The sequence below is a fragment of the Streptomyces sp. NPDC051976 genome (assembly GCF_040680795.1).
In the GTDB taxonomy this organism is placed as follows: domain Bacteria; phylum Actinomycetota; class Actinomycetes; order Streptomycetales; family Streptomycetaceae; genus Actinacidiphila.
Genome location: NZ_JBFAXL010000101.1, coordinates 1 through 19,081, shown reverse-complemented (window position 1 = coordinate 19,081; position 19,081 = coordinate 1). Strand labels below are relative to the sequence as shown.

At 70.4% G+C, this 19,081-nt stretch carries 18 protein-coding genes and 1 pseudogene; 10 read left to right on the top strand and 9 right to left on the bottom strand.

The window, feature by feature from the left end; all coding sequences use genetic code 11:
- Positions 1 to 484: 484 nt before the first annotated feature.
- Positions 485 to 874, bottom strand: a complete 390-nt coding sequence (locus tag AB0M29_RS43225; RefSeq protein ID WP_365392827.1) for a hypothetical protein — start codon at positions 872 to 874, stop codon at positions 485 to 487.
- Positions 875 to 901: 27 nt separating this feature from the next.
- On the opposite strand from AB0M29_RS43225, the gene AB0M29_RS43220 reads away from it, so the two are divergent.
- Positions 902 to 1,102, top strand: coding sequence for a hypothetical protein (locus AB0M29_RS43220; protein ID WP_365392824.1), 201 nt, complete (start codon positions 902 to 904; stop codon positions 1,100 to 1,102).
- Between the two features lie 19 nt (positions 1,103 to 1,121).
- Here AB0M29_RS43220 and AB0M29_RS43215 read toward each other — a convergent pair whose 3' ends face one another.
- Positions 1,122 to 1,298 carry a hypothetical protein gene (locus tag AB0M29_RS43215; protein WP_365392822.1) on the bottom strand — a complete coding sequence of 59 codons (177 nt, stop codon included), beginning with the start codon at positions 1,296 to 1,298 and terminating at the stop codon, positions 1,122 to 1,124.
- 18 nt (positions 1,299 to 1,316) lie between these two features.
- Between AB0M29_RS43215 and AB0M29_RS43210 the strand changes: the two genes are divergently transcribed.
- The 5 genes from AB0M29_RS43210 to AB0M29_RS43190 all read left to right on the top strand — a co-directional run bounded on the left by AB0M29_RS43210 (position 1,317) and on the right by AB0M29_RS43190 (position 10,469).
- The gene (locus AB0M29_RS43210) at positions 1,317 to 1,793 is read left to right on the top strand and encodes an IS110 family transposase (protein ID WP_365392819.1); all 477 of its coding nucleotides are present in this window, start codon (positions 1,317 to 1,319) and stop codon (positions 1,791 to 1,793) included.
- A gap of 281 nt (positions 1,794 to 2,074) precedes the next feature.
- The gene (locus tag AB0M29_RS43205; RefSeq protein WP_365392816.1) at positions 2,075 to 3,622 is read left to right on the top strand and encodes a TIGR02677 family protein; all 1,548 of its coding nucleotides are present in this window, start codon (positions 2,075 to 2,077) and stop codon (positions 3,620 to 3,622) included.
- 43 nt (positions 3,623 to 3,665) lie between these two features.
- Complete coding sequence (locus AB0M29_RS43200) at positions 3,666 to 5,099, top strand: TIGR02678 family protein (protein ID WP_365392813.1); 1,434 nt, start codon at positions 3,666 to 3,668, stop codon at positions 5,097 to 5,099.
- Complete coding sequence (locus tag AB0M29_RS43195; RefSeq protein ID WP_365392810.1) at positions 5,096 to 9,202, top strand: TIGR02680 family protein; 4,107 nt, start codon at positions 5,096 to 5,098, stop codon at positions 9,200 to 9,202. Before AB0M29_RS43200 ends, AB0M29_RS43195 begins: the two co-directional genes overlap by 4 nt.
- Positions 9,192 to 10,469 carry a TIGR02679 family protein gene (locus tag AB0M29_RS43190; protein WP_365392808.1) on the top strand — a complete coding sequence of 426 codons (1,278 nt, stop codon included), beginning with the start codon at positions 9,192 to 9,194 and terminating at the stop codon, positions 10,467 to 10,469. The genes AB0M29_RS43195 and AB0M29_RS43190 overlap by 11 nt, the downstream gene beginning before the upstream one ends.
- 114 nt (positions 10,470 to 10,583) lie before the next feature.
- On the opposite strand, the gene AB0M29_RS43185 is transcribed toward AB0M29_RS43190, so the two are convergent.
- Entirely contained in the window at positions 10,584 to 10,967 is a 384-nt protein-coding gene (locus AB0M29_RS43185) for an ISAs1 family transposase (protein ID WP_365392806.1), read from the bottom strand.
- 189 nt (positions 10,968 to 11,156) lie between these two features.
- Between AB0M29_RS43185 and AB0M29_RS43180 the strand changes: the two are divergent.
- Positions 11,157 to 11,261 (top strand): annotated as a pseudogene (locus tag AB0M29_RS43180) (transposase); the annotation flags it as partial.
- Positions 11,262 to 11,327: 66 nt separating this feature from the next.
- On the opposite strand, the gene AB0M29_RS43175 reads toward AB0M29_RS43180, so the two are convergent.
- On the bottom strand, positions 11,328 to 12,041 hold the full coding sequence (locus tag AB0M29_RS43175; RefSeq protein ID WP_365392804.1) for a GntR family transcriptional regulator: 714 nt from the start codon (positions 12,039 to 12,041) through the stop codon (positions 11,328 to 11,330).
- A gap of 209 nt (positions 12,042 to 12,250) precedes the next feature.
- Here AB0M29_RS43175 and AB0M29_RS43170 point away from each other — a divergent pair, with 209 nt between their 5' ends.
- Both AB0M29_RS43170 and AB0M29_RS43165 read left to right on the top strand, forming a co-directional pair.
- The gene (locus AB0M29_RS43170) at positions 12,251 to 12,406 is read left to right on the top strand and encodes a hypothetical protein (protein WP_365392802.1); all 156 of its coding nucleotides are present in this window, start codon (positions 12,251 to 12,253) and stop codon (positions 12,404 to 12,406) included.
- A gap of 183 nt (positions 12,407 to 12,589) precedes the next feature.
- Positions 12,590 to 12,946, top strand: a complete 357-nt coding sequence (locus AB0M29_RS43165) for a hypothetical protein (protein WP_365392830.1) — start codon at positions 12,590 to 12,592, stop codon at positions 12,944 to 12,946.
- A gap of 712 nt (positions 12,947 to 13,658) precedes the next feature.
- Here AB0M29_RS43165 and AB0M29_RS43160 read toward each other — a convergent pair.
- Positions 13,659 to 14,357, bottom strand: coding sequence for a hypothetical protein (locus tag AB0M29_RS43160; RefSeq protein WP_365392799.1), 699 nt, complete (start codon positions 14,355 to 14,357; stop codon positions 13,659 to 13,661).
- A 97-nt stretch (positions 14,358 to 14,454) separates the two neighbouring features.
- On the opposite strand from AB0M29_RS43160, the gene AB0M29_RS43155 reads away from it, so the two are divergent.
- Positions 14,455 to 15,252: a hypothetical protein gene (locus tag AB0M29_RS43155; RefSeq protein ID WP_365392796.1), complete on the top strand. Its 798-nt coding sequence runs from the start codon at positions 14,455 to 14,457 to the stop codon at positions 15,250 to 15,252.
- Between the two features lie 263 nt (positions 15,253 to 15,515).
- On the opposite strand, the gene AB0M29_RS43150 is transcribed toward AB0M29_RS43155, so the two are convergent.
- The 4 genes from AB0M29_RS43150 to AB0M29_RS43135 all read right to left on the bottom strand — a co-directional run.
- Positions 15,516 to 16,025 (bottom strand): hypothetical protein, encoded by a 510-nt coding sequence (locus AB0M29_RS43150; RefSeq protein ID WP_365392793.1) that lies wholly within the window; start codon positions 16,023 to 16,025, stop codon positions 15,516 to 15,518.
- An 85-nt stretch (positions 16,026 to 16,110) separates the two neighbouring features.
- On the bottom strand, positions 16,111 to 16,704 hold the full coding sequence (locus AB0M29_RS43145) for a hypothetical protein (protein ID WP_365392790.1): 594 nt from the start codon (positions 16,702 to 16,704) through the stop codon (positions 16,111 to 16,113).
- A gap of 27 nt (positions 16,705 to 16,731) precedes the next feature.
- Positions 16,732 to 17,514, bottom strand: coding sequence for an IS630 family transposase (locus tag AB0M29_RS43140; protein ID WP_365392788.1), 783 nt, complete (start codon positions 17,512 to 17,514; stop codon positions 16,732 to 16,734).
- Positions 17,403 to 19,081: transposase (locus tag AB0M29_RS43135; protein WP_365392785.1), on the bottom strand; the 1,679-nt coding region annotated here is incomplete at its 5' end. The genes AB0M29_RS43140 and AB0M29_RS43135, both read right to left, overlap by 112 nt.

Here is a 19,081-nt window from a genome sequence, read left to right as displayed (position 1 = left end):
CTGCGAAGGCCGGGGTGGACATGGTCAGGGCGAGCGCGGCGCCTGCGCCGAGGACGGCGACGGCGGTCCGCAGTGAAGTACGGCGAGATAGCATGAAGTGGTCCGCCGGTTGTCGATACCCGGCACACGCAACGGCGGAAGGTTCCACCGGGGTACGGCCGGACCGGTCAATGCTTTCAGCGGATGATCACGGTGACAAGAATGAGCTCAGCCGCTTTTTGTATGTTCCCGGACACACCACAGAAGATCACAAAGGCGCGGCCTCGGCCGACCTCGCCGTGCCCCCCCGAGCGTGCCCTGCCAGGGCCGCAACAGCGCACGCCTTGCCCTGACCACTGATCTCCCCGCCACGGTTCTCGGCCGACCTCACGGGCACAAGCATCAGCAACACCACCCGCTGGACTGCCCTCGCCAAGAGGGGCTGGACCGACTACGTCGCCTGCCGCAGACAGAGCTGACAGGCCCGGTCGACATGCACTGACGTTCAGTGTCCCAGCCTGCCGAGTATGTCTGTTCCTGCGAGCACGCAGGCGCTCACGTAACTGAGCAGAGCGGGAACGCCCATCGTTGCCATCATCATCCAAATGCCCCAGAACCTGTGCATCGCCCTGGGGATCCGGGAGCGCTGTGCCATGCCAAGTGCGGTGCGGGCGTGACGTGTCACCTGCACGCTCGCCGAACCGTGGTGGTCCGAGCGTGAATCTGGCGACGGGAGGGCTCGGCGGAGCGCTGCGTTGATCGCGTGTTCGTTGTCGAGCGTCAGCCGGACTCCATGCCGGTCGTGGAGGTGGAACTCGTCGACGTAGCCGCCGGTCCGCTGGATCGTCTCGAAGCGGCGCACGCTCACCAGGTCGTCGAGATTCAGTGTGCGCACGCCGGTGAGCGTCCTTGCGGACACCAGGTGCTGACCACTGCGCACAGCGAGGGACGGACGCCCGGCCTCGCGGGCTTCCTGGACCAAGCTGGCGAGCAGGTCGTCGAGGTCTGCCGCCCGAAACGAGTGGCCAACCGCGGCGGCCGCAAGACCGACATGCTCGACGCCATCAGAGCCGCCAAGGAGGCTCTGGCCACCGAGTATCTGATCCACCCGCCTCCGCGGTGAACGCGAGGCGCTGCGGGTCCTACTTGCCACCCGTCACGGCGCCGTCCTCGCCTCCACCGCCGCGATCAACCAGCTCAAAGCCCTGATCGTCTCTGCGCCGGACGAGCTCCGCGCCGAGCTGCGGAACCTCAAGCGCCCCACCCAGATCGTCTACTGCGTTCAGCTCCGTGACCGTCCGGCTCAGGATCTGGAGCACCGGATGACGGTGCGAGCCATGCGTTCCACGGCCCAACGCATCCAAGCCTTGCAGGCCGAGGCAAAGGACCTCGAGAACGAGATCCTCGCCCTGGGGCGGCAACAGGCCCCCGAGCTTCTGGGCTTGCTCGGAGTCGGACCGATCACCGCCCCGCAGATCTTGGTCAGCTGGTCTCACCCGGGACGATTCCGCTCGGAAGCCGCCTTCGCCGGCGTTTCGCCGATCCCTGCTTCGTCCGGGCTGACCAACCGACACCGTCTCAACCGCAGCGGCGATCGGCAGCTCAACCGGGCTATTCACACGATCACCCTGATCCGAATGCGACTCGATCCCTCTACGAAAACGTACGTCGCGCGCAGGGCCACCGCGGGGAAGACCTCCCGAGACGCGCAGCGATGTCTCAAGCGGGTGATCTGCCGGCAGATCTTCAAGGTCCTTGAGCACGTCGACCGGAACCGCCTCGGCAACGTCGAGGAACTCGCTCAAGCGGCTTGACGCGACATAGCAGCCTCGGGGGAGACCCTCCGACGTGGCCGGACGACCTGGCCGTGCCGGAGCGGTACGCCGCGATCCCGGCTGGGCTGGCCGCCGGGTGGGGGTGATGGCGGCCACCGCCCGGCGAGGGGTGAGGGCGGCGCAGGATAGCACAGGTGGCACGGGCCGGGAGTGGCTTACCCACGAGTGTCGGGGTGCGGCAGACTGGTGCGGAGCCAGTGGCAGACGTTCGGCCGGACGTGTAGCAGCCGAAACAGGGGAGAAGGGAAGCCCGCAGTTCCGTGAGTGACGAGTTCGAGATCCCGGAGCCCGATGCCGTGGACCCACCGGACGAGGGCGCGTTCGGTATCGACGCGTTCTCCCTCGACGACCGGCTGCGGCTGTTCCACTTCGCCGCTGGTGAGAAGCGGCACGGGTACCTGTGGCTGCTGCGGGCCTTCGACCGCGGACGCGCCAACTACCAGGTGCTGCTGCACACTTCGGACGTGGTGGGGCTGCTGGAGCGGCTCGCCGCCGACCATCCCGCCGCGGGCGCCGTCGGCGGCACCGCCGACGTTCAGTCGTTGCTCGACGCGCTCGCGGAGTGGCAGGTGCTGGACCGGTCGTACGACGGGACGCGCGCCGCGAACCTCGCCGAGTACCGCAACCGGCACTACGTGTACCAGTTCACGCAGGCGGGGTACCGGGCGTACCGGGCCGTGGAGGACGTGCTCGGGGCGAGTCTGGAGGACGCCCAGCTCTCCCGCCTCGTCTTCCCCGACATCCTCGGCGACCTGCGGGCGCTGGCCGAGGCCAACACTGCGGGCGACGGCGAGGAGGTGTACCGCAAGCTCGGCCGTCTCGACTCGGTGCTGAACGAGATGGCGCAGCGGGCCGCCCGCTTCTACCTCATGCTGGGCGACCTGGCGCGCACCAACGACACCCGGCCCGAGGTGTTCCTGGCCCACAAGGACACCCTCCTCGCGCACATGCGGGAGTTCACCGCCGAACTCGGGCGCTACGCCCCGCTGCTCGCCGAGGCGGTCGAGAAGGCCGCGGCCACCGGCGTGGACCGCATGATCGAGTACGCGGCCGAGGCCGACGAGCGGCTCTTCCGCAGCCCCGCCGAGCGCCTCGCGGACTGGCGGCACCGGTGGGACGGCATCGTCCACTGGTTCGCGGAGCGCGAGCACAGCGAGACCGAGCGGCTGCAGGACGCCACCGTCACGGCGATCCGCTCCGTCCTCGCCCTGCTGCGCCGGGTCACCGAGGCCCGCCGGGGCGGGGTGAGCCGGGAGAGCCAACTGCGCCACCTCGCCCAGTGGTTCACCTCCTGCGAGAGCGACGAGGACGCGCACGCCCTGTTCCAGGCGGTCTTCGGGCTGGGTGCGCCCCGCCACATCGCCGTCCCGTACGCCGACCCCGAGCGGATCCCGTCCCGTACGTCGTGGTGGGAGGCCGAACCGGTCGAACTCGCCCGCACCCTGGTCCAGTCCGGCCGCACCCCCGCCCTGCACGGCCCCGGCCGCATCGAACGCGACGACGACCGGCGGGCCCAACTCCGTGCCGAGCAGCTCAAGGAGCAGGCCGAGCGGCGCGGTGCCGCGAACTCCCTCGCTTCGGACGGCGTGTACGGCCGGACGCTCGACGAGCCCGAGACGCGCGCCCTGCTGGGCCTGCTGGACGTGGTCCTCGCCGCCCGTGTCCCCGCCAGCCGCCGGGTCACCGCCGCCTCCGGCTCCGCCCACGGCGTACGGCTCACCCTCACCCCTGCTGAGGGCTCCACCACCGTCGACACCGTGCGCGGCCGTCTGCATCTCGACGGGCTGCGCCTGGAGGTCACCGTATGAGCTGGGTCGTCACAAGCTGGGTCGTCGTCAGCGAGGCCGCCGTATGAGCCGTGTCGCCGAGGGCGTCTCCCCGCTCGAACTCGCCGACTACCAGAAGGCGGTGCGCCTCGTCCTGCGGCACCCGCTGATCACGCCCGGGTACCCGGACAGGGCGGCGCTGGCGACCGTGCGCCGCTGGGCCGAGCACCTGCGCACCGACCTGATGGAGGTGCTCGGGTACCGGCTCGTGACCACCGCCGACACCGCCCGCCTCCAGCGCGCCCAGGACGGCTTGGACGCCACCCGCCCGGCCCTCACCCGCGCGGGCCGCCCCTTCGACCGGCGCCGCTACGCCTACCTCGTCCTCACCCTCGCGGCGCTGGGCCGACACGGCGCGCAGGTGGCGCTGGGAGAGCTGGCCGACGCGGTCGCAGCCGACGCCGTACGCATCGACGGCCTCGGCCTCGACACCGCCCGCAAACCCGACCGGGACGCCTTCGTCGACGCCGTCACCTGGCTCACCGAACGCGGCGCGCTCACCCTCGCCGACGGCTCCGCCACCGCCTGGGCCGGCGATCCCGAGCGCGCCGAGGCCCTGTACGACATCGACCGCGAGATCCTCCTCGCCGTCCACCACCCGACCCGCGTGCTCCAGCACCTGACCTCGGTCACCTCGCTCCTCGACTCCTCCGGAGCGCTGGGCCTGTCCGCGGGCCGCGCCGCCCAGCGCCGTGACCAGGCACGCCGGGCCCGCCGCCTCGTGCTGGAGAACCCGGTCGCCTACTACGCCGACGCCGACGCCGAACTGCTGGGCCAGCTGCGGGCCCCCGCCCTCGCCGAGGACCTGGAGCGGCTGACCGGGCTGGCGGTGGAGCGGCGGGCCGAGGGCGTGGCGCTCGTCGACACCTCCGGCAGGCTGTCCGACCTCCGCTTCCCCGGAGGCGGAACCGTCGCGCAGGCCGCGCTGCTCCTCGCCGCCCGGACCAGTGGCGCTGTGCAGCGCTCCGGACGGCACGCTCTCGACCTGCTGCCCGCGCCCACGGCCGCCGATCGCCTCGCGGCCCGCGCCAGGCGGATCGACGGCGCGCTGCCGTCGCGTGGGACGGTCGCCGAACTCACAGAACCCATCGAACTCGGCGAGCCCGATGAGGAGTCAGCGCACGAGACGGTCGTCGACGCGGATCACGAGCCGGGCGAGACCCGGTACCCCTTCGTCACGGACTCCTGGCTCCGGAGCAGGCTCAAGGAGATCATCGGCGAGTACGGCGCGGGCTTCGCCGCCGATCTGCGCGGCGACCCGGACCGGCTGCTCGACCAGGCTCTCGACCTGCTGGGCGCCATGTCACTGATGCTCCGGGTCGACGGTGGGGCCCTCGCGCTGCCTCTGCTTGCCCGTTACCGGGGGGTCACCGCCCGGGTGAAGACCCGTACTGCCCCCCAGCCACCCGCCCAGACCGCCCTGTTTGACGACGAAACCGCCAAGGATCTGACTCCGTGAGCACTCCCGCTCCCTCACCGGCAGCCCGCTACGTCCCCACCCGCGCCGGGATCATCAACCTGTGGGACTACCGGGACGAGGAGTTCTCCTTCGCGGGCGGTTGGCTGGTGCTGCGCGGCCCCAACGGGTCCGGCAAGACCAAGGCGCTGGAGGTGCTGTTCCCGTTCGTGCTCGACGGGCGCATCGACCCCAAGCGGCTCAACCCGTTCGCCGCCGAGGACCGCACAATGAAGTCCAATCTGCTCTTCCGCGGGCAGGACAGCGCGCTTGGCTATGTCTGGATCGAGTTCACCCACCGGGAGACCGGTCAGGCCGTCACCTGCGGCATCGGGCTGCACGCCCAGCGGCACCGCGACACTCCCGCTCGCTGGCACTTCGTGGCCGAGGGCCGCGTCGGCGAGGACTTCTCCCTCCTCACCCACGACGACCGGCCGATGACGAGGAAGCAGCTCGCCGCCGAACTCGGACGCGAGCTGATCACCTCCACGGCCGACTACCGCGCCGCCGTCGACCGGCGCCTGTTCGGCCTCGGTCCGGAGCGGTACGAGCAACTGCTCACCCTGATCCTCACGTTGCGCCGCCCGCAGCTCGCAAAGAACCTCGACCCGGCCAAGCTCTCCGACACCCTCACCGCCGGTCTGCGCCCGCTCGACGACGACCTGATCGCCGAGGCGGCCCGTTCCTTCGACGACATGGAGTCCGTGCAGCGCACCCTGGAGGGCCTGGCCGCCGCCGACGACGCCACCCGCGCCTTCCTCACGAGCTACTCCACCTATCTGCGGGTCCACGCCCGCGCCGCGGCGGACCGGCTCACCGCCCGCCGCGGCGAGACCGCCGCGCGCGCCGCCGCCCTGCGCACTGCCACAGCGGAGCTGACGGCGGCCCGCGAGGCGCAGGCCGCCGCCGGGACGCGCGCCGAGTCGGCCGATGCCGCGCTCGCCGCCCAGCGCGCCCGCCTGGACCAGCTGCGTTCCTCCGCCGTCTACCAGGCCGTCGAGCAACTGGCCGACCTGGAGAGGCTGGTGCGTACCTGCGAGCAGACCGCCCGGCAGGCGACCGCCGAGCGTGAGCGCCGTACGGCAGCCACCGGCCGCGCCCGCGCCGAGGCCGAACACGCCGCCCGGATCGCCACCGAACTTGGTGCCGCCGTCTCCCGGGACGCCGCCGCCGTCGCCGACCACGCCCACACCGCCGGCCTGCCCTGGACCCCGGCCGACGCCGAACCCGCCCGGCTCGCCGACCGCTCCGCCGCGCTGGCCGCGGCCCGCCACGAGGGCGTCCGGGCGGTGCGCGCCGCCCAGCAGACGGCACGCGGCGCCGAGCAGACCCGTGACCTCGCCCGGGTCTCCCTCGACCGCGCGCAGGAGGCCGTCGCCGCGGCCGAGACCGCCGAAACCGTTGCCGAGGCGGCCCTCGAATCCGCCCGCGAAGAGGCCCGTGAGGCGCTCGGCCAGTGGAACCGGGAGCACGGTGGACTGCTGCCCGGGGAGGGGGCCCGCCAGCTCGCCGAAGCACTCGAACTCACAGGCGAGGCGGAGGCGGTCACGCTCGCCGACGCCTTCACCGAGGCCACCGCGCCCGCAGTGCAGGAACTGCGCGACACCCTCGCCTCCCTGCGCGTCCAGCGCGCCGACATCGAGCGCCGCCGCGCCGAGACGGAGGACGAACGCGACCGGATCGCCGCCGAGCACGACGACGCCCCGCCCCCGGCACGTGGCCGAACCGCCGACCGGACGCCCGGCGACGGCGTTCCGCTGTGGCGACTCGTCGACTTCGAAGAGGATCTGACGGAGCATCAACGAGCGGACCTGGAAGCGGCCCTGGAGGCGTCGGGCCTGCTCGACGCCCTCGTCACCGCCGAGCACACCCCGGTGGCGGCCGGGCGCAGCGAGGGTTACCTGCGGGCCGGTGCACCGGTGAGCGGCCCGAGCCTCGCCGACCTCCTGCGCCCCGAGGCCCCCGAGGCCCCCGAGACCCATGCGGGCGACGGCTTGATCCTGGCCGCCCGCATCACCGCCGTACTGCGTTCCGTCGCCGTCACCGGCGACCTCGACGCCGGGACCCCGCAGATCAGTCCCGACGGCCGGTACGCGGCCGGTGTCCTGATCGGTGCCCACACCAAGGAGCACGCCGAGTACGTCGGCGCGACCGCCCGCGCCCGTCGGCGCGCCGCTCGGATCGCCGCCTGCGAGGCGCTGCTGGCCGAACTGGCTGCCGAACTCGACGAGTTGGCGCGCGCGCAGGCCCGTACGGACGCCGCCCTCGACGCGTACGCCGCCGCCCGTGCCGAGCTGCCCCGTACCACCGGCATCACGCAGGCCCTGCGCGAACTCGACCGGAACGCGGCGCGGCTGCGCGCCACCCGTGACGCGGCCGACGCAGCCCAGGGCTCGTACGACGAGTCGGTGGCCGCCTGTTCGGTCGCCGAGCGCGCCCTGCGCCGTACCGCGGCCGAGCACGGCATCGAGACCGAGCGCCTCGACGGCGTGGAGACCGCCATCCGCGCCTTCGAGGCGGCGGTCCGCGAACTCGCCGCCCGCCGTCGCGAACACGCCCGCCAGGCCGAGGCCGCCCAGACGGGCGCCGACCGGCTCACCGCCGCCGCCGAGGACGAGGAGGTGGCGGCGGACACAGAGCGTGCGGCGCGCCGCCGGCACGCCGAGGAGGCCGCGGGACTCGACGCCCTCCAGGCGGCCGTCGGGGCCGAGGCGCAGGAGGTGATGCGGCAGGTGCAGGAGGCCGAGGACGGGATCGACGCCCTGGTCCAGAAGGCCGAGGCGGCCCGCACCGCCCAGCACGCCGCGATCGCGGGCAACGCCGCGGCCGAGGCCCGCCGTACGGCCGCCGCCGAAGCCGGCGCGGTCGCCGCGGCGGAGGAGAAGGACACCGCGCGCGGGCTGCGCCCGTACGCCGCCCGCGAACTCCTCGAGATCCTGCGCTGCCCGCCCGGCCTCGCCTGGCCCGCCCAGGAGGGCGACTGGGCCGGCGAGGCACTCCCGCCGGCCGTGGCCGCCGTACACGAGGCGGTCCTGGCCGCGACCCGCGACCTCACCCCCACCGAGACCAGCCTCAAGCAGTCCGTCACCCGGCTCACCAGGGCCCTGGACGACCTGCAGGCCCAGCTCGCCGCCGCCGGACAGGACTACCGGCCCGAATGGGACGGCTCCGACGGGGTCATCCTCGTCCGCGTAGCCGACGAGGAGGGGCCGCTGCCCGTCGCCGCCTTCGCCCAGAAGATCTCCTCCCACCGCCGTGACCAGGCGGAACTGCTCTCCGAGTCCGAGCAGCGCATCCTGGAGGACGCCCTGCTCACCCGGCTCGCCCAGCAGATCCACGACCGCACCGTCGACGCCCGTGACCTGATCCGGCGGATGAACACCGACATGCGCAGGCGCACCATGTCGTCCGGGACGACCGTCGGTGTGAGCTGGCTGCTCGCCGACCATCTCGACGACGAGCAGCGCGCCGTCTGCTCCCTCCTCGACGCCGACGCCGCCCGCCTCGGGCCGGACGGTCTCGCCCGGGTACGCACCCACTTCGCCGCGCAGATCAAGACCGCCCGCGCCCGCCACCGCGACCAGCCCTACCGCGAACTGCTCGCCGAGGTCCTCGACTACCGGCGCTGGCGACAGTTCGCGTTCCAACTCGTACGCCCCGACAAGAACGAGGAGCGGCTCACCCGCGCCCGGCACAGCCGCCTGTCGGGCGGCGAGCAGTCCGTGTCTCTGCACCTGCCGCTGTTCGCCGCCGCGCACGCCATGCTCAACTCCGCCGACCCGCACGCCCCGCGCCTGCTCGCCCTCGACGAGGCCTTCGCGGGTGTGGACGACACCGGGCGCGGCGAACTCATGTCGCTGGCCGCCCAGTTCGACCTCGACCTGTTCATGACCGGCTACGACTTGTGGGCCGCCCACGCCTCCGTGTCCGCCGCGGCCCACTACGACCTCGCGCACGCCACCGTCGACCACACCGTCTCCGCCCTGCTGCTCGTCTGGGACGGTGCTCGGCTCCTCGCCGACGACACCGGGGACCTCACCGCCGCCCTCGGCTCTCCCGGCACCCGGCGCGTCCCGACGTTCGAGGAGGCCGCGGTTGTCGACTGAGCAGAGCGAAGGCCACGGGTACGACGAGTTGCGGGACGAAGGATGGAGGCGGCTGCTCGCCGCCGCCCGCCGCAGGTTGGAGCGCACCGGAGGCGCGCTTGACGGTGACATCGGGCTCACGAGGCCCAGCGAGGCCGAGCGCCGCACCGTCATCGGGATCACCGGCCGCTACCGGCCCGAGACCGCCAAGCGCCTCGCTGTACCCCTGAGCGATCTGGACGGGTATCTGCACGACCGGTACGGCACCGGTCTCCTCCAGACCCTCGGCCGTCTCCACGGGCCGCTGCGTGACCGGCCCGCCGAACGGGCCGAAGAGGAAGCACGCCGCGACGACGCCCTGAAGTCGGCTCACTCCGGTCGGCTCGCCGGGCAGGGATGGTTCGCCGCCTGGCTTGACGGGATCGCCGCCGACGGCACGCTCACCCGTCTCGTACGCCGCGGAGACGCGCCGCTCCTCGACGCGGCGGTACGCGTCCTGGAGAGGCTGACCGGTGACAAGGACCGGATCCCCGGACATGCGGTCGGCGCCCTGCCGCTTCCGGTGCTCGCAGAGTGGGCCACCGGCGACACCAAGGCCCTCGTGCCCGGCACCCCGCTCGAACAGCTCGTCCTGCGTGCCCTCGCCCGGCGTACCGGCGACAGTGCGGTCGTACCGCGCGATCGGGCCGGGCGGCGCGCTTTGTGGGAGAGCGCCGGGGCCATCGCGGACGACCTCGCCAGCCAGGTACTCGTCCTCAACATCGGCGCCGAGGGTGGCTCCGTGGTCTGCGACTGGCTGCGCGACGCCGCCGACTTCGGCATCCCCTTCCGGCTCACCCTCCACCAGCTCGCTACCGGCTCCGTCGTCCCCGCCGTTCGTACCGTCTTCGTCTGCGAGAACCCGGCCGTACTGCGCGCCGCCGCCGGCGAACTCCAGGGAACTTCCGCGGCCCTCGTGTGCACGGAGGGAGTCCCGTCCGCCGCCTGCCACAAGCTGCTCGGCGACGCCGTGGGCGCGGGAGCCCGGCTGTACTGGCGCGCCGACTTCGACTGGGTCGGCCTGCGTATCACCGCGGACGCCGTGGCCCGCCACGCTGCCCACCCCTGGCGGATGACTGCCGCCGACTACAGGGCGGCACTCGGCAAGGGCGAGTCCACGCCGCTCGCGGGACCCCCTGCGGCCAGTCCCTGGGATCCCGCGCTGGCCCTCGTGATGGAGGAATCTGGCAGCGCGGTCATGGAGGAACGCCTCCTGTCCGTACTCCTGTCCGACCTCACAGGTGCCTGATCCGGCGACAGTGCCCTCGGAGAGCGATATCGGACACCGACTCCCTCTACCCCCAGGGCGATTTCAAGTTCGGCTGTTCACGCTGCTGTGCTGGTCAGCGGAGTCCGAGGAGTGTCAGGGGCGGTTGAAGGGCTCGTAGGACATCTCGCGGAGTCCAGCGGCGATGTTGTGGTGGCCGGCGGCACGAAGGCAGTTGATCGCGAAGCTGCGCAGGGTGGCCATATTCTCCGGGCCGTGTCCGGTGCGGACCTTGGAGGCGTCCTCGCGGAAGGCGGTGTCCCGGACGATGTGGAGCCGGTTTTCGATCACCCATTGCGACCTCACGATCTTCGCGATCTGCTCGGGGGAGGCCTGTCGGCTGGTCAGGTCGGTGATGACGTAGACGGTTTCGTGGGTGCGTTTGCCGGTCCTGGCCGAGGTGCGGTGCCGCACGATCTTCGCGACCTGGGCTGCGTGCGGGAAGTCGACGCCGAGGCCGGTGACGGTCAGGGCCCGCACTACACGGGTCTCCAGGCGTCCCGGTGGACCGGTCGTAGAACTTCGCCGTCGCCTCACTCCAGGGCAGGGTCCGAAGCTGCTCGTGCAGGCCCCGGTACGCCAACTGTGCGAGTGCATACGCTGAGATCGACTGGATCAACGGCTGGCAGAACAACGTCGACGGCAGCGCGTCTACCCGGTCCTGTTCGGGACGCCATCAACGTCAAGACCAGGGACGGGCAGGTCGCCAACCGTCCGGTCTATGTGGTGTTGGCGGTGACCGTGGACGGCACCCGCGACATTCTCGGCATCTGGGCCGGCGACGGCGAGCTTCGCACTGGGCTCTGCCCGCCTTCTCGATTCTGTCTGGTCCGCCGACGCTCAGTTCGAGGGGATCGGCAGGTCGTCGAAGGCGCGTAGCAGCTGTCGTTCCGCGTCGGCGAGGTAGACCGAGAGGAGCAGTTCGGCCTGCTGGGTGTTTCTGGACTCCAGGGCTGTCAGGAGTTCGCGGTTGCGGGCCAGGTAGGGCTCGTGGAACCGGCGGGGGTTGTCCATGGCGTGGAAGGCCAGGCGCAGTTCGGCGTGGACGCGGAGCATCATCTCCTCCAGGCGTGGCGATCCGGCCAGCTGTACGACTCCCTGGTGGAAGTGCAGGTCGGCGCTGGCGACGTCTGGCCAGTGCTGGTCGGCTGCGGCGCGTTCGCCGTCCTCGACGGCTCTGCGCACCGCCGCGATCGCCTGTTCGGGGGCGCCGGCCAGCTCGCGTACGGCGGCGCCTTCGACAAGGCGGCGCAGCCGGTACAGCTCCACGACATCGTGTCTGGTCAGGGTGCGCACGAAGACGCCGCGGTTCAATTCGTGTACGAGCAGGCGTTCGTGGGTCAAGAGCCGGAAGGCCTCGCGCAAGGTATTGCGGGACACGTTGAGAGCCGCACCGATGGCCTCTTCCGAGAGCCGGGTCCCGGGCGGGACGAGCCCCTGGGAGACGCGGTCGCGAAGAACGCTTGCCACCCTTTCGGCGATACTGCCGCGCCCGAGCGAGGCCCTGTCCTCCTCCAGACTCGCGACCCACGCCCCGGAACCGCTGCGGTCCATACTCGCCTCCTCCAAATTGTTGAACGAAAGACTACCCCCTGCCCCTACCTGCGCCGGGTGGGCTGGGCGGGGTTGTTGTCAGGCCAGGTCGCAGTGTGGCCCAAACTCCTCTCTGGCAAGTAGCTTGTAGGATTGTTGAACAATCTATACGATGGTGTGATGGCCCATCAGTACGGCGGCCGGTGCGGCTCTCGTCGAGGAGACATGTGATGACCCAGCGGAACCGCGTGGTGGACCTCCTTTACTCGCACGAGGTCAGCGGTTGCCTGGTCCTCATGCTGGTTGGCATTCTCGCCATCCTCTTCATCGGAATCCCCACCAGCGGGCCGGTGTTGTGCGGCTCTTTGCCGCGGCGCTCCGGGTGACCTTCCATTTGAGCAGTCACACCATGTCGGGGCACCTCGAGATCCCGGCTCTGGTGACCCTCCGAGGCTCTGGCAAGGAAAGTGAGCCAGAACCGTACTCGCCGTCCCCATGGCCCATTACGTGACGTTCTGGGTGGGGAAAACGGTGACCATCCACAGACGCGGCCCCTGGGAGTGAACGGCGTGAGCCCTGAGGAGTGGGATCAGAAGTGGGCCGAGGACAAGCGGCGGATCGCGGCCGAGGAGGATGCGGTGATGGTGGCCTCGGGTCTGACCTTCACCGGTGAGCGACTGACCGCCAGTACGGCGGCGGGGTCGTTCTTCGGCACCTACGCGCAGGCGCAGGAGAACGGCATGAAGGTGGGGGAGATCAGCGAGGTCATGCCGGGTCGACGGTTCCTGGTCCTGTCCGTGGTCTTCCATTACTACGATCGGTACGACGGCTTGCCCCCAGGTGTTTCCCCGGATAGGCAGGCCCAATGGAACTTCACGGTGAGGCTGGCGGAGATCGCGCAGGACGTCGAGTCGTCGGGCGAATGATCCCGCTGGCCGAGTCGAAAGGACGACGGGCGAGTTGACGCCCGCGTGGGGAGCAGGAAGCGCGCGGGGCGACAGCACCACGGTGCGGGCGGCCAACCGCAGCGAACCCGCCCCCGTACCCGCCTGACCATGCCACACCACCTCCAGCCGCAACCCCTCACCGAACACTTCCCGCCACGGCCCCAACACCGCCGCCACGCCGTAGCACTTCAACGGTGCTCTGAGGGTCGTCGCCCTGGCCGTGGACGCCGGCGTACCCTGCAACGCGCCGGCCCAGCGCCACCCCGACCTCACGAATGACTTCTCTGCGCAGCTCCGGGCCCGAGGACAGATCCCTGACTCGGAGATCCGCCTGCGCAAGCAGATCGCCAACTGAAGGAACCGCCAGCAGGACGCAGGAAGCTGGTCACCTGTGCACCGATGTCGACCATCTTGTACGTACCGTCGACCAGTTGACCGTGGAGAACCGGCAACTGCGTGGTGCGCTGTCCCAACCCGGGGCCGCCGTCAGGGCTTTGCCGTCCCAGCCTCACCCCGACCGGATCCCGTGAGTGCGTTCAAGGGCCCACTGGGGGATCGCCGAGGGAAGCTCAAGAGCCGCCAGTTGCTGATCTTTTGGTTCGGTACGATGGTGGCCGTCGCCGACCAACCACACTGCCGGGACCAGAGCTGGTGAGATTGTCGGCGCCCGGTGCTGCTCAATCGCAGCCCCCTATGGCTGGGTTGGCCCGGCTGACGGGACGCGTTGTCGGCGCAGGCGCAGGCTTGCGGGCCGCCACAGGGCGAAGGCCAGGCCGAGGCCGAGGGGGATCTGCAGGAGCTGCTGGATCACCGGAGGCCCGGGCTTGTCCCCCCGCTTGAGCGGGGCACGGCCCTGCGGATCGACGGTCACCGTGTAAGTGCCGCCTGCCACCCACCTCCAGCCCATGAGCCCGTTCTCCTCGAACGGAGCCAGCGGTGGGCCGTCGATGACGGTGACCGTGTAGCGGCGGACGCCGGGATCCATGCCGTCGCCGGCGGACCACTGAATCTGCCGGACCCTGACGTGTTCGGTACGCCCGTGCTGGTGCAGTGCCTGCTGATCCAGCTCCAGGATCTGCAGGAACAGCATCCCGAAGAGGCACACCGCACACAGCAGCCACCGCAGGTCCAAGTACCAGCACGTGCACAGGAACACGCAGCCGACGAGGATCACCAGCGCGCACAGCAGGTCGATCCAACCGGCGTGCGTGACGAAGGCTGTGCGCACGATCAGACGTACGGTCGCCCACAGTGCCAACGCTGCGCCGGTGCTCGCGGCGCCCACCAGTACCCGCCGACCCACGCCTGTCCGCCCTTTGTGTATTTCCTCCACGGTCAACATGGCCTCCGCTCTCGATGAATCCGCTGCCTGGTGGTGCAGGCACTCCAAGGTATGGATTGTTCAACGATCCCTCAATAGGATCGTTGAAGAATCCATCGTCGGCTTCGCGGACGCGGAACCGGAACCAACCGGAGGGCTGCAGGAGATGAGCAGGCGTCAGTTCGAAGAGGTGGACGACCACGGGAAGATCTTGTTCAGCGACGACCCCTCGCTGCGGCTCAAAGGTGTGCTGATGGGTCTGGAGACCGCGGGAGGCACCATCACCCTCGATCCCGCACAGACACGCCACATGCCCGTTGCCCTCTTCGAGTTCAGGCATGCCCTGGGCGTGGGCGACTTCGGGTACGTCGTGCCGAAAGGAGCCTCGCTCGACGGGATACCGCAGGAACCGCGGATCGAAGGCGCCATCCTGTTCGGCATGAGGCGCCTACCGCCCGAGTTCCCCGACCTGCGCCTGCCCGACCCGCCCCGATCGGACGACGACGGGGGCCGCCCCGGCACGAAGTGGCCCACCGTACTCGACGAGCTGTGCATGCTCGAGGCACTGCGACGCGACCCCGACGAGGTCTACTTCGGCATGAGAGGCAGCCCGCCCGCCTACGCCAACCTGCGCTCGATCCCCGGATGGGAGCTGCACGAGATGCCCGATGACCGGCCAGGACCATGGCAGGATTTCGGATACACCTACTCCCGGCTGGAACTGCGGACGCCCGACGGTGAGATCTACTCCCGCACCTGGGTCCCGCACGACCCCGAGTGGGCGGCCGCCGCCCAGTGTCACGAATACGTCGTATGCCTGTGCGGGGTGAAACTGGGGATCCGCTTTCCGTACGGGATGACCGACGCGCAGTACACCCCGGGCATGCGCCACGAATCCTTCCGCCGCGGATGCGCGCTGGGCCTGACCGCCGGCGGACTCGTCGCCTACATCGACCACCGCTGACGCGCAACACCAAGGCGCGGATGTTCGGTACAGGCTTTCGTCCTCCACGGTGGCAGGCTCAAGTGTTCCGTGGCCGTGAGGCTCTCCGAAGACCCGTTCCCCCTCATTCTCATTGTTCGGCTCCTCGAACTGGGCGAAGTCTTGTCCCGTATCTCCAGGCCACAGTTGACTGCTTCCACGTTCTGCTCGTCGCGGCTGAAGCGCGGTGTGGGAGCCGGAGGCAGGCGGACCCCATTCCGCCCCCGCACGGCCGTCCCGCGAGGTCAGCGGTAGTCGCTGGGGTGGGACTGCATCCAGGTGTTGATCTCGTCGCGGGTTCGGACCAGTTGGGCCTGATGGCGCTTGAGGTTGGCGTCGGACACGTCCGAGCCGAGCGCGTGCTGCATCTGCCGGATCCACGCCCGGGGCTGCGCGAAGTGCCCGCTGCCCTTCGGGCTGGCCGCCATGGAGCGGTCGAGGTCGTCGAGGTTCGTGAGGAGGCGGTTGAGGAAGTACGCGCAGTTCCCCGGCGTCGTGCAACCGTCGTTGTAGGTCGCCTGGAGGACCGCGAAGGCGTCCCGGACCTGCGGGACGGCGGCCCACGGCGCGGATTCGGTGGTCGGGAAGACCGATGTCGTCCCGGTCGGGCCGGGGGAGGACGCGGACGTGGTGCTGTCAGGGGTCACGACCGCGGGGGAGGTCGTGCGCACCGGGGCCGCGTCGTTGTGGTCCTTGCCGTTGCCGGACGAGCAGCCCGCGAGCAGCGCGAGCGCGACCGCCAGCCCCGCGGCCACGGCTGTGCACCTGCGGAAAGAGGGCCTGAGGCGGCCAGGTCGCCGGCCGGTGGCCGTCACATCGATCATGGGGGTGTAAGACCTCTCAGTGGGCGAAGGGCGGCGCGAAGCAGCCCGACTCCGGATACGGGCCGTTGACCTGGACGTCGTAGTCGGCCTTCTGCACGAAGGCGGTGACGCAGGCGTCGCCGTGCACGCTCAGGCCGACCTGGGCACCTGCGGGGGTGACGTAGTGGTCGCCCTCGAACCGCTGGTCCATGGCGCGTACTTCGAGCGTGACGCCGGGCCGGCCGGTGGACGCGTGACCGTGCCGCTCCTGGTAGCCCAGCGCGAGCATCGCCGTGCGGACGCTGGCGGGGTCCCATGTCCCCTGCTGCCAAAGGTGTTTGAGGACGGGCCGGATGCGGGTGGCCTGCGCCTCGGCTTCCGTCGCGTCGGCGGCGGACATGGTGCCGGGGAGTCGGCCGGCGTTGTTCTCCTGGTAGTGCGGAGCGCCGTCGTTCGCGCCCGGTTCCACGTAGGGGCTGCTGCTCGAGGAAGGGGAAGCCGAGGTCGTGGTCGGCGTCGTGCCTGCCGGGAGGTGCTGCTGACCGCAGGCGGTCAGGGTGACGGCGGAGCCCAGCAGCAGACCGGCAGCAAGGTGCCTTCGCCGCAGTCGCTGTCGAGCGGGAGTTGCCATGTCGTGCACTCTAGTAGACTGTCGCAGCTAATTTGTGGGATATAGGCGTCGTAGTTTGATGCGTGCGTCGTGGGTGGTGAACTGCCAGTTCACCTGACGCTGGTCGGTGTTGGTGGCGTTCTGCCAGGCGGTGAGTTCGGTGTTCAGGATGTCGAGGTCTGCGATGCGGCGGTCGAGGCATTGCCGGGTCAGTGCGGAGAGTTCGATCTCGGCGATGTTGAGCCATGACCCGTGCTTGGGGGTGTGGTGGATCTCAAGGCGCTGGGCCAGGGCGAAGGCCTCGGCTGGTTCGAATGCTTCGTACAGTGAGGCGATGGTGTGGGTGTTGAGGTTGTCCATCACCAACACGACGGTCTCGGCGTCGGGGTAGTCCACGGTCAGCAGCTGTTTGACCTGCTCGGCCCAGTCGATCCTGGTGCGACGAGGCTGGGCGTCCACTCGGCGCCACCCGCGTAAGGGTTCAACCCACACGAAGATCGAGCACGTGCCGCAGCGGATGTACTCACTGTCCTGGCAGGCGTCGCGGCCGGGGCGGGCCGGGAGCGAGTCGCGGGCATGGGCCAGGAGCTGGTAGGGCTTCTCGTCCATGCACACCACCGGGCGTGCCGGATCATAGGGCCGGGCATAGACGGCCAGGACGTCTTCCATCCGGGCCGCGAACTGCGCGTTCGCCCGTGGCGGGACGGTCCAGCACTTCCTCAGATGAGGACGCAGTTCCGTTTTTTTAAGACCCGCCCGATGGTGGAGTGATCCAGGTTCGGGATGTCCTCGACCAGCGCGACATGCTTCTCCAGCAGCCGCAGCGACCACCGGGCATGGCCCTGGGGTGGCTGTGAGCATGCCAGGGCGATCAGCCTCGCCTCGACCTCACCGGTCACCGGGGAGGGCACCGGCGGCAGGTCGCGCTTCTTCCGTCCGATCGTCGCCCCGATGTCACCACCGGTCTCAGCGAACCGCTTGGCCACCAGCCGGATCGTCTCCCCCGAGACTTCGAGCCGAGCCGCGATCACCTCTTTCGGATCGACCGCACCCACCGAAGTGTCCAGCGCCAGCAGCACCCGGGCCCGCCGGATCATCGAGGCCGGATGCACCCCCGTCGTGGTCACCCGGACCAACTCATCACGATCTGCCGCCGTCAACGTGACCGGACGCTTCTTCTGCGAAGGCATGAGAGTCGTCCTATCAGCCAGAGCGAAAGGAAATCTGCCAGATACCAACCTCCCGACCCGACACACCAGAGCTAAGCAGCGACACGCTATTGGCGGTGGTTTGTTAATCCGGGGAGTAGAGATACAAGTGGGTAGCCTGCGCCGACGGCGTTGATCAGGGCTTGGAGTTCGGGTGGCGGGGGTGCGTTGGTCCAGGCTCGCCAGCAGCGTTGGAGGGTGGTCCAGGGGGTGAGCCAGGCCCGGACGGCGCGGATCGCCTGCGGCCAGCTGGCCGGTTGGGGCTGGTGGGGTCTGCTTGGTCCCCCTCTCAGCGGGTCCCGCCGGCGTGGCCGTCGGCGGGACCGCGGGGGCGTCGGCGGGCTCCCGCTCCAGGGGTTGGGCGAGCCAGGTGTCCCAGCAGAACGAGAACGCGCAGGCGACCAGGGTCTGGTGGCGGCGAATAGCGGCGTCGGAGCGGACCTGGAAGTCGGCCCAGCCGAGTTCGTCCTTGATCTGCTTGTAGCTCTGCTCGATCCAGTGCCGGATGCCGTAGATCCGGACGACTTCGCGCAGGTCGGCGGCTGGTTCGGGGCTGTCGGCCTCGTGGGGGCTGCCGGGGCGGGGCAGGTCGGTGGCCAGGTACCAGGTGGACTGTGCGGGTAATGTGGCCGGGTTTGTGGTGGCCACGACCAGGCGGACGTTGCCGTCGGGTCCCCACCAGCCGAGGGTCGCGTCGGCGGCCCACCAGGTCTCGGTGTGCCTGTCGCGGAAGGTCCGCTCGACGGCGGTCCAGTCGCCGGGATGCTCCACGTCCGTCCAGGTCAGGGCGCGGGCGGCATGGACGGGGGTGTAGGCGTCCTTGCCGTAGGCCCAGGTGCCGTGGCTCGGTTTGAGGGCCATGACGAACGGCAGTCCCGCCGCGTAGAGGTCTCTGCGGAAGCCGTCCTGGTCGCCGTAGGCGCAGTCGGCGGCCACGGCCCGGAAAGCCAGCCCGGCGGCCTTCGCGGTGCGGGCGAGTTCGGCGGCGATCTGCAGTTTCGTGCGGAAGCCGGGGTCGCTCTTGCCCTTGGGGAAGTGGTGAGCGGGGCTGTAGGGCACGGCGTGCAGCGGGTAGTAGAGGCTCTCGTCGGCCCAGCAGGTGGTCACGGTGACGATGCCGTTGTCGGTCTTGCCCAGCCGGCCCAGCCACTGCCGGCCGATGTGCGCGGTCGCCTTGCCGTCCTTGCGGT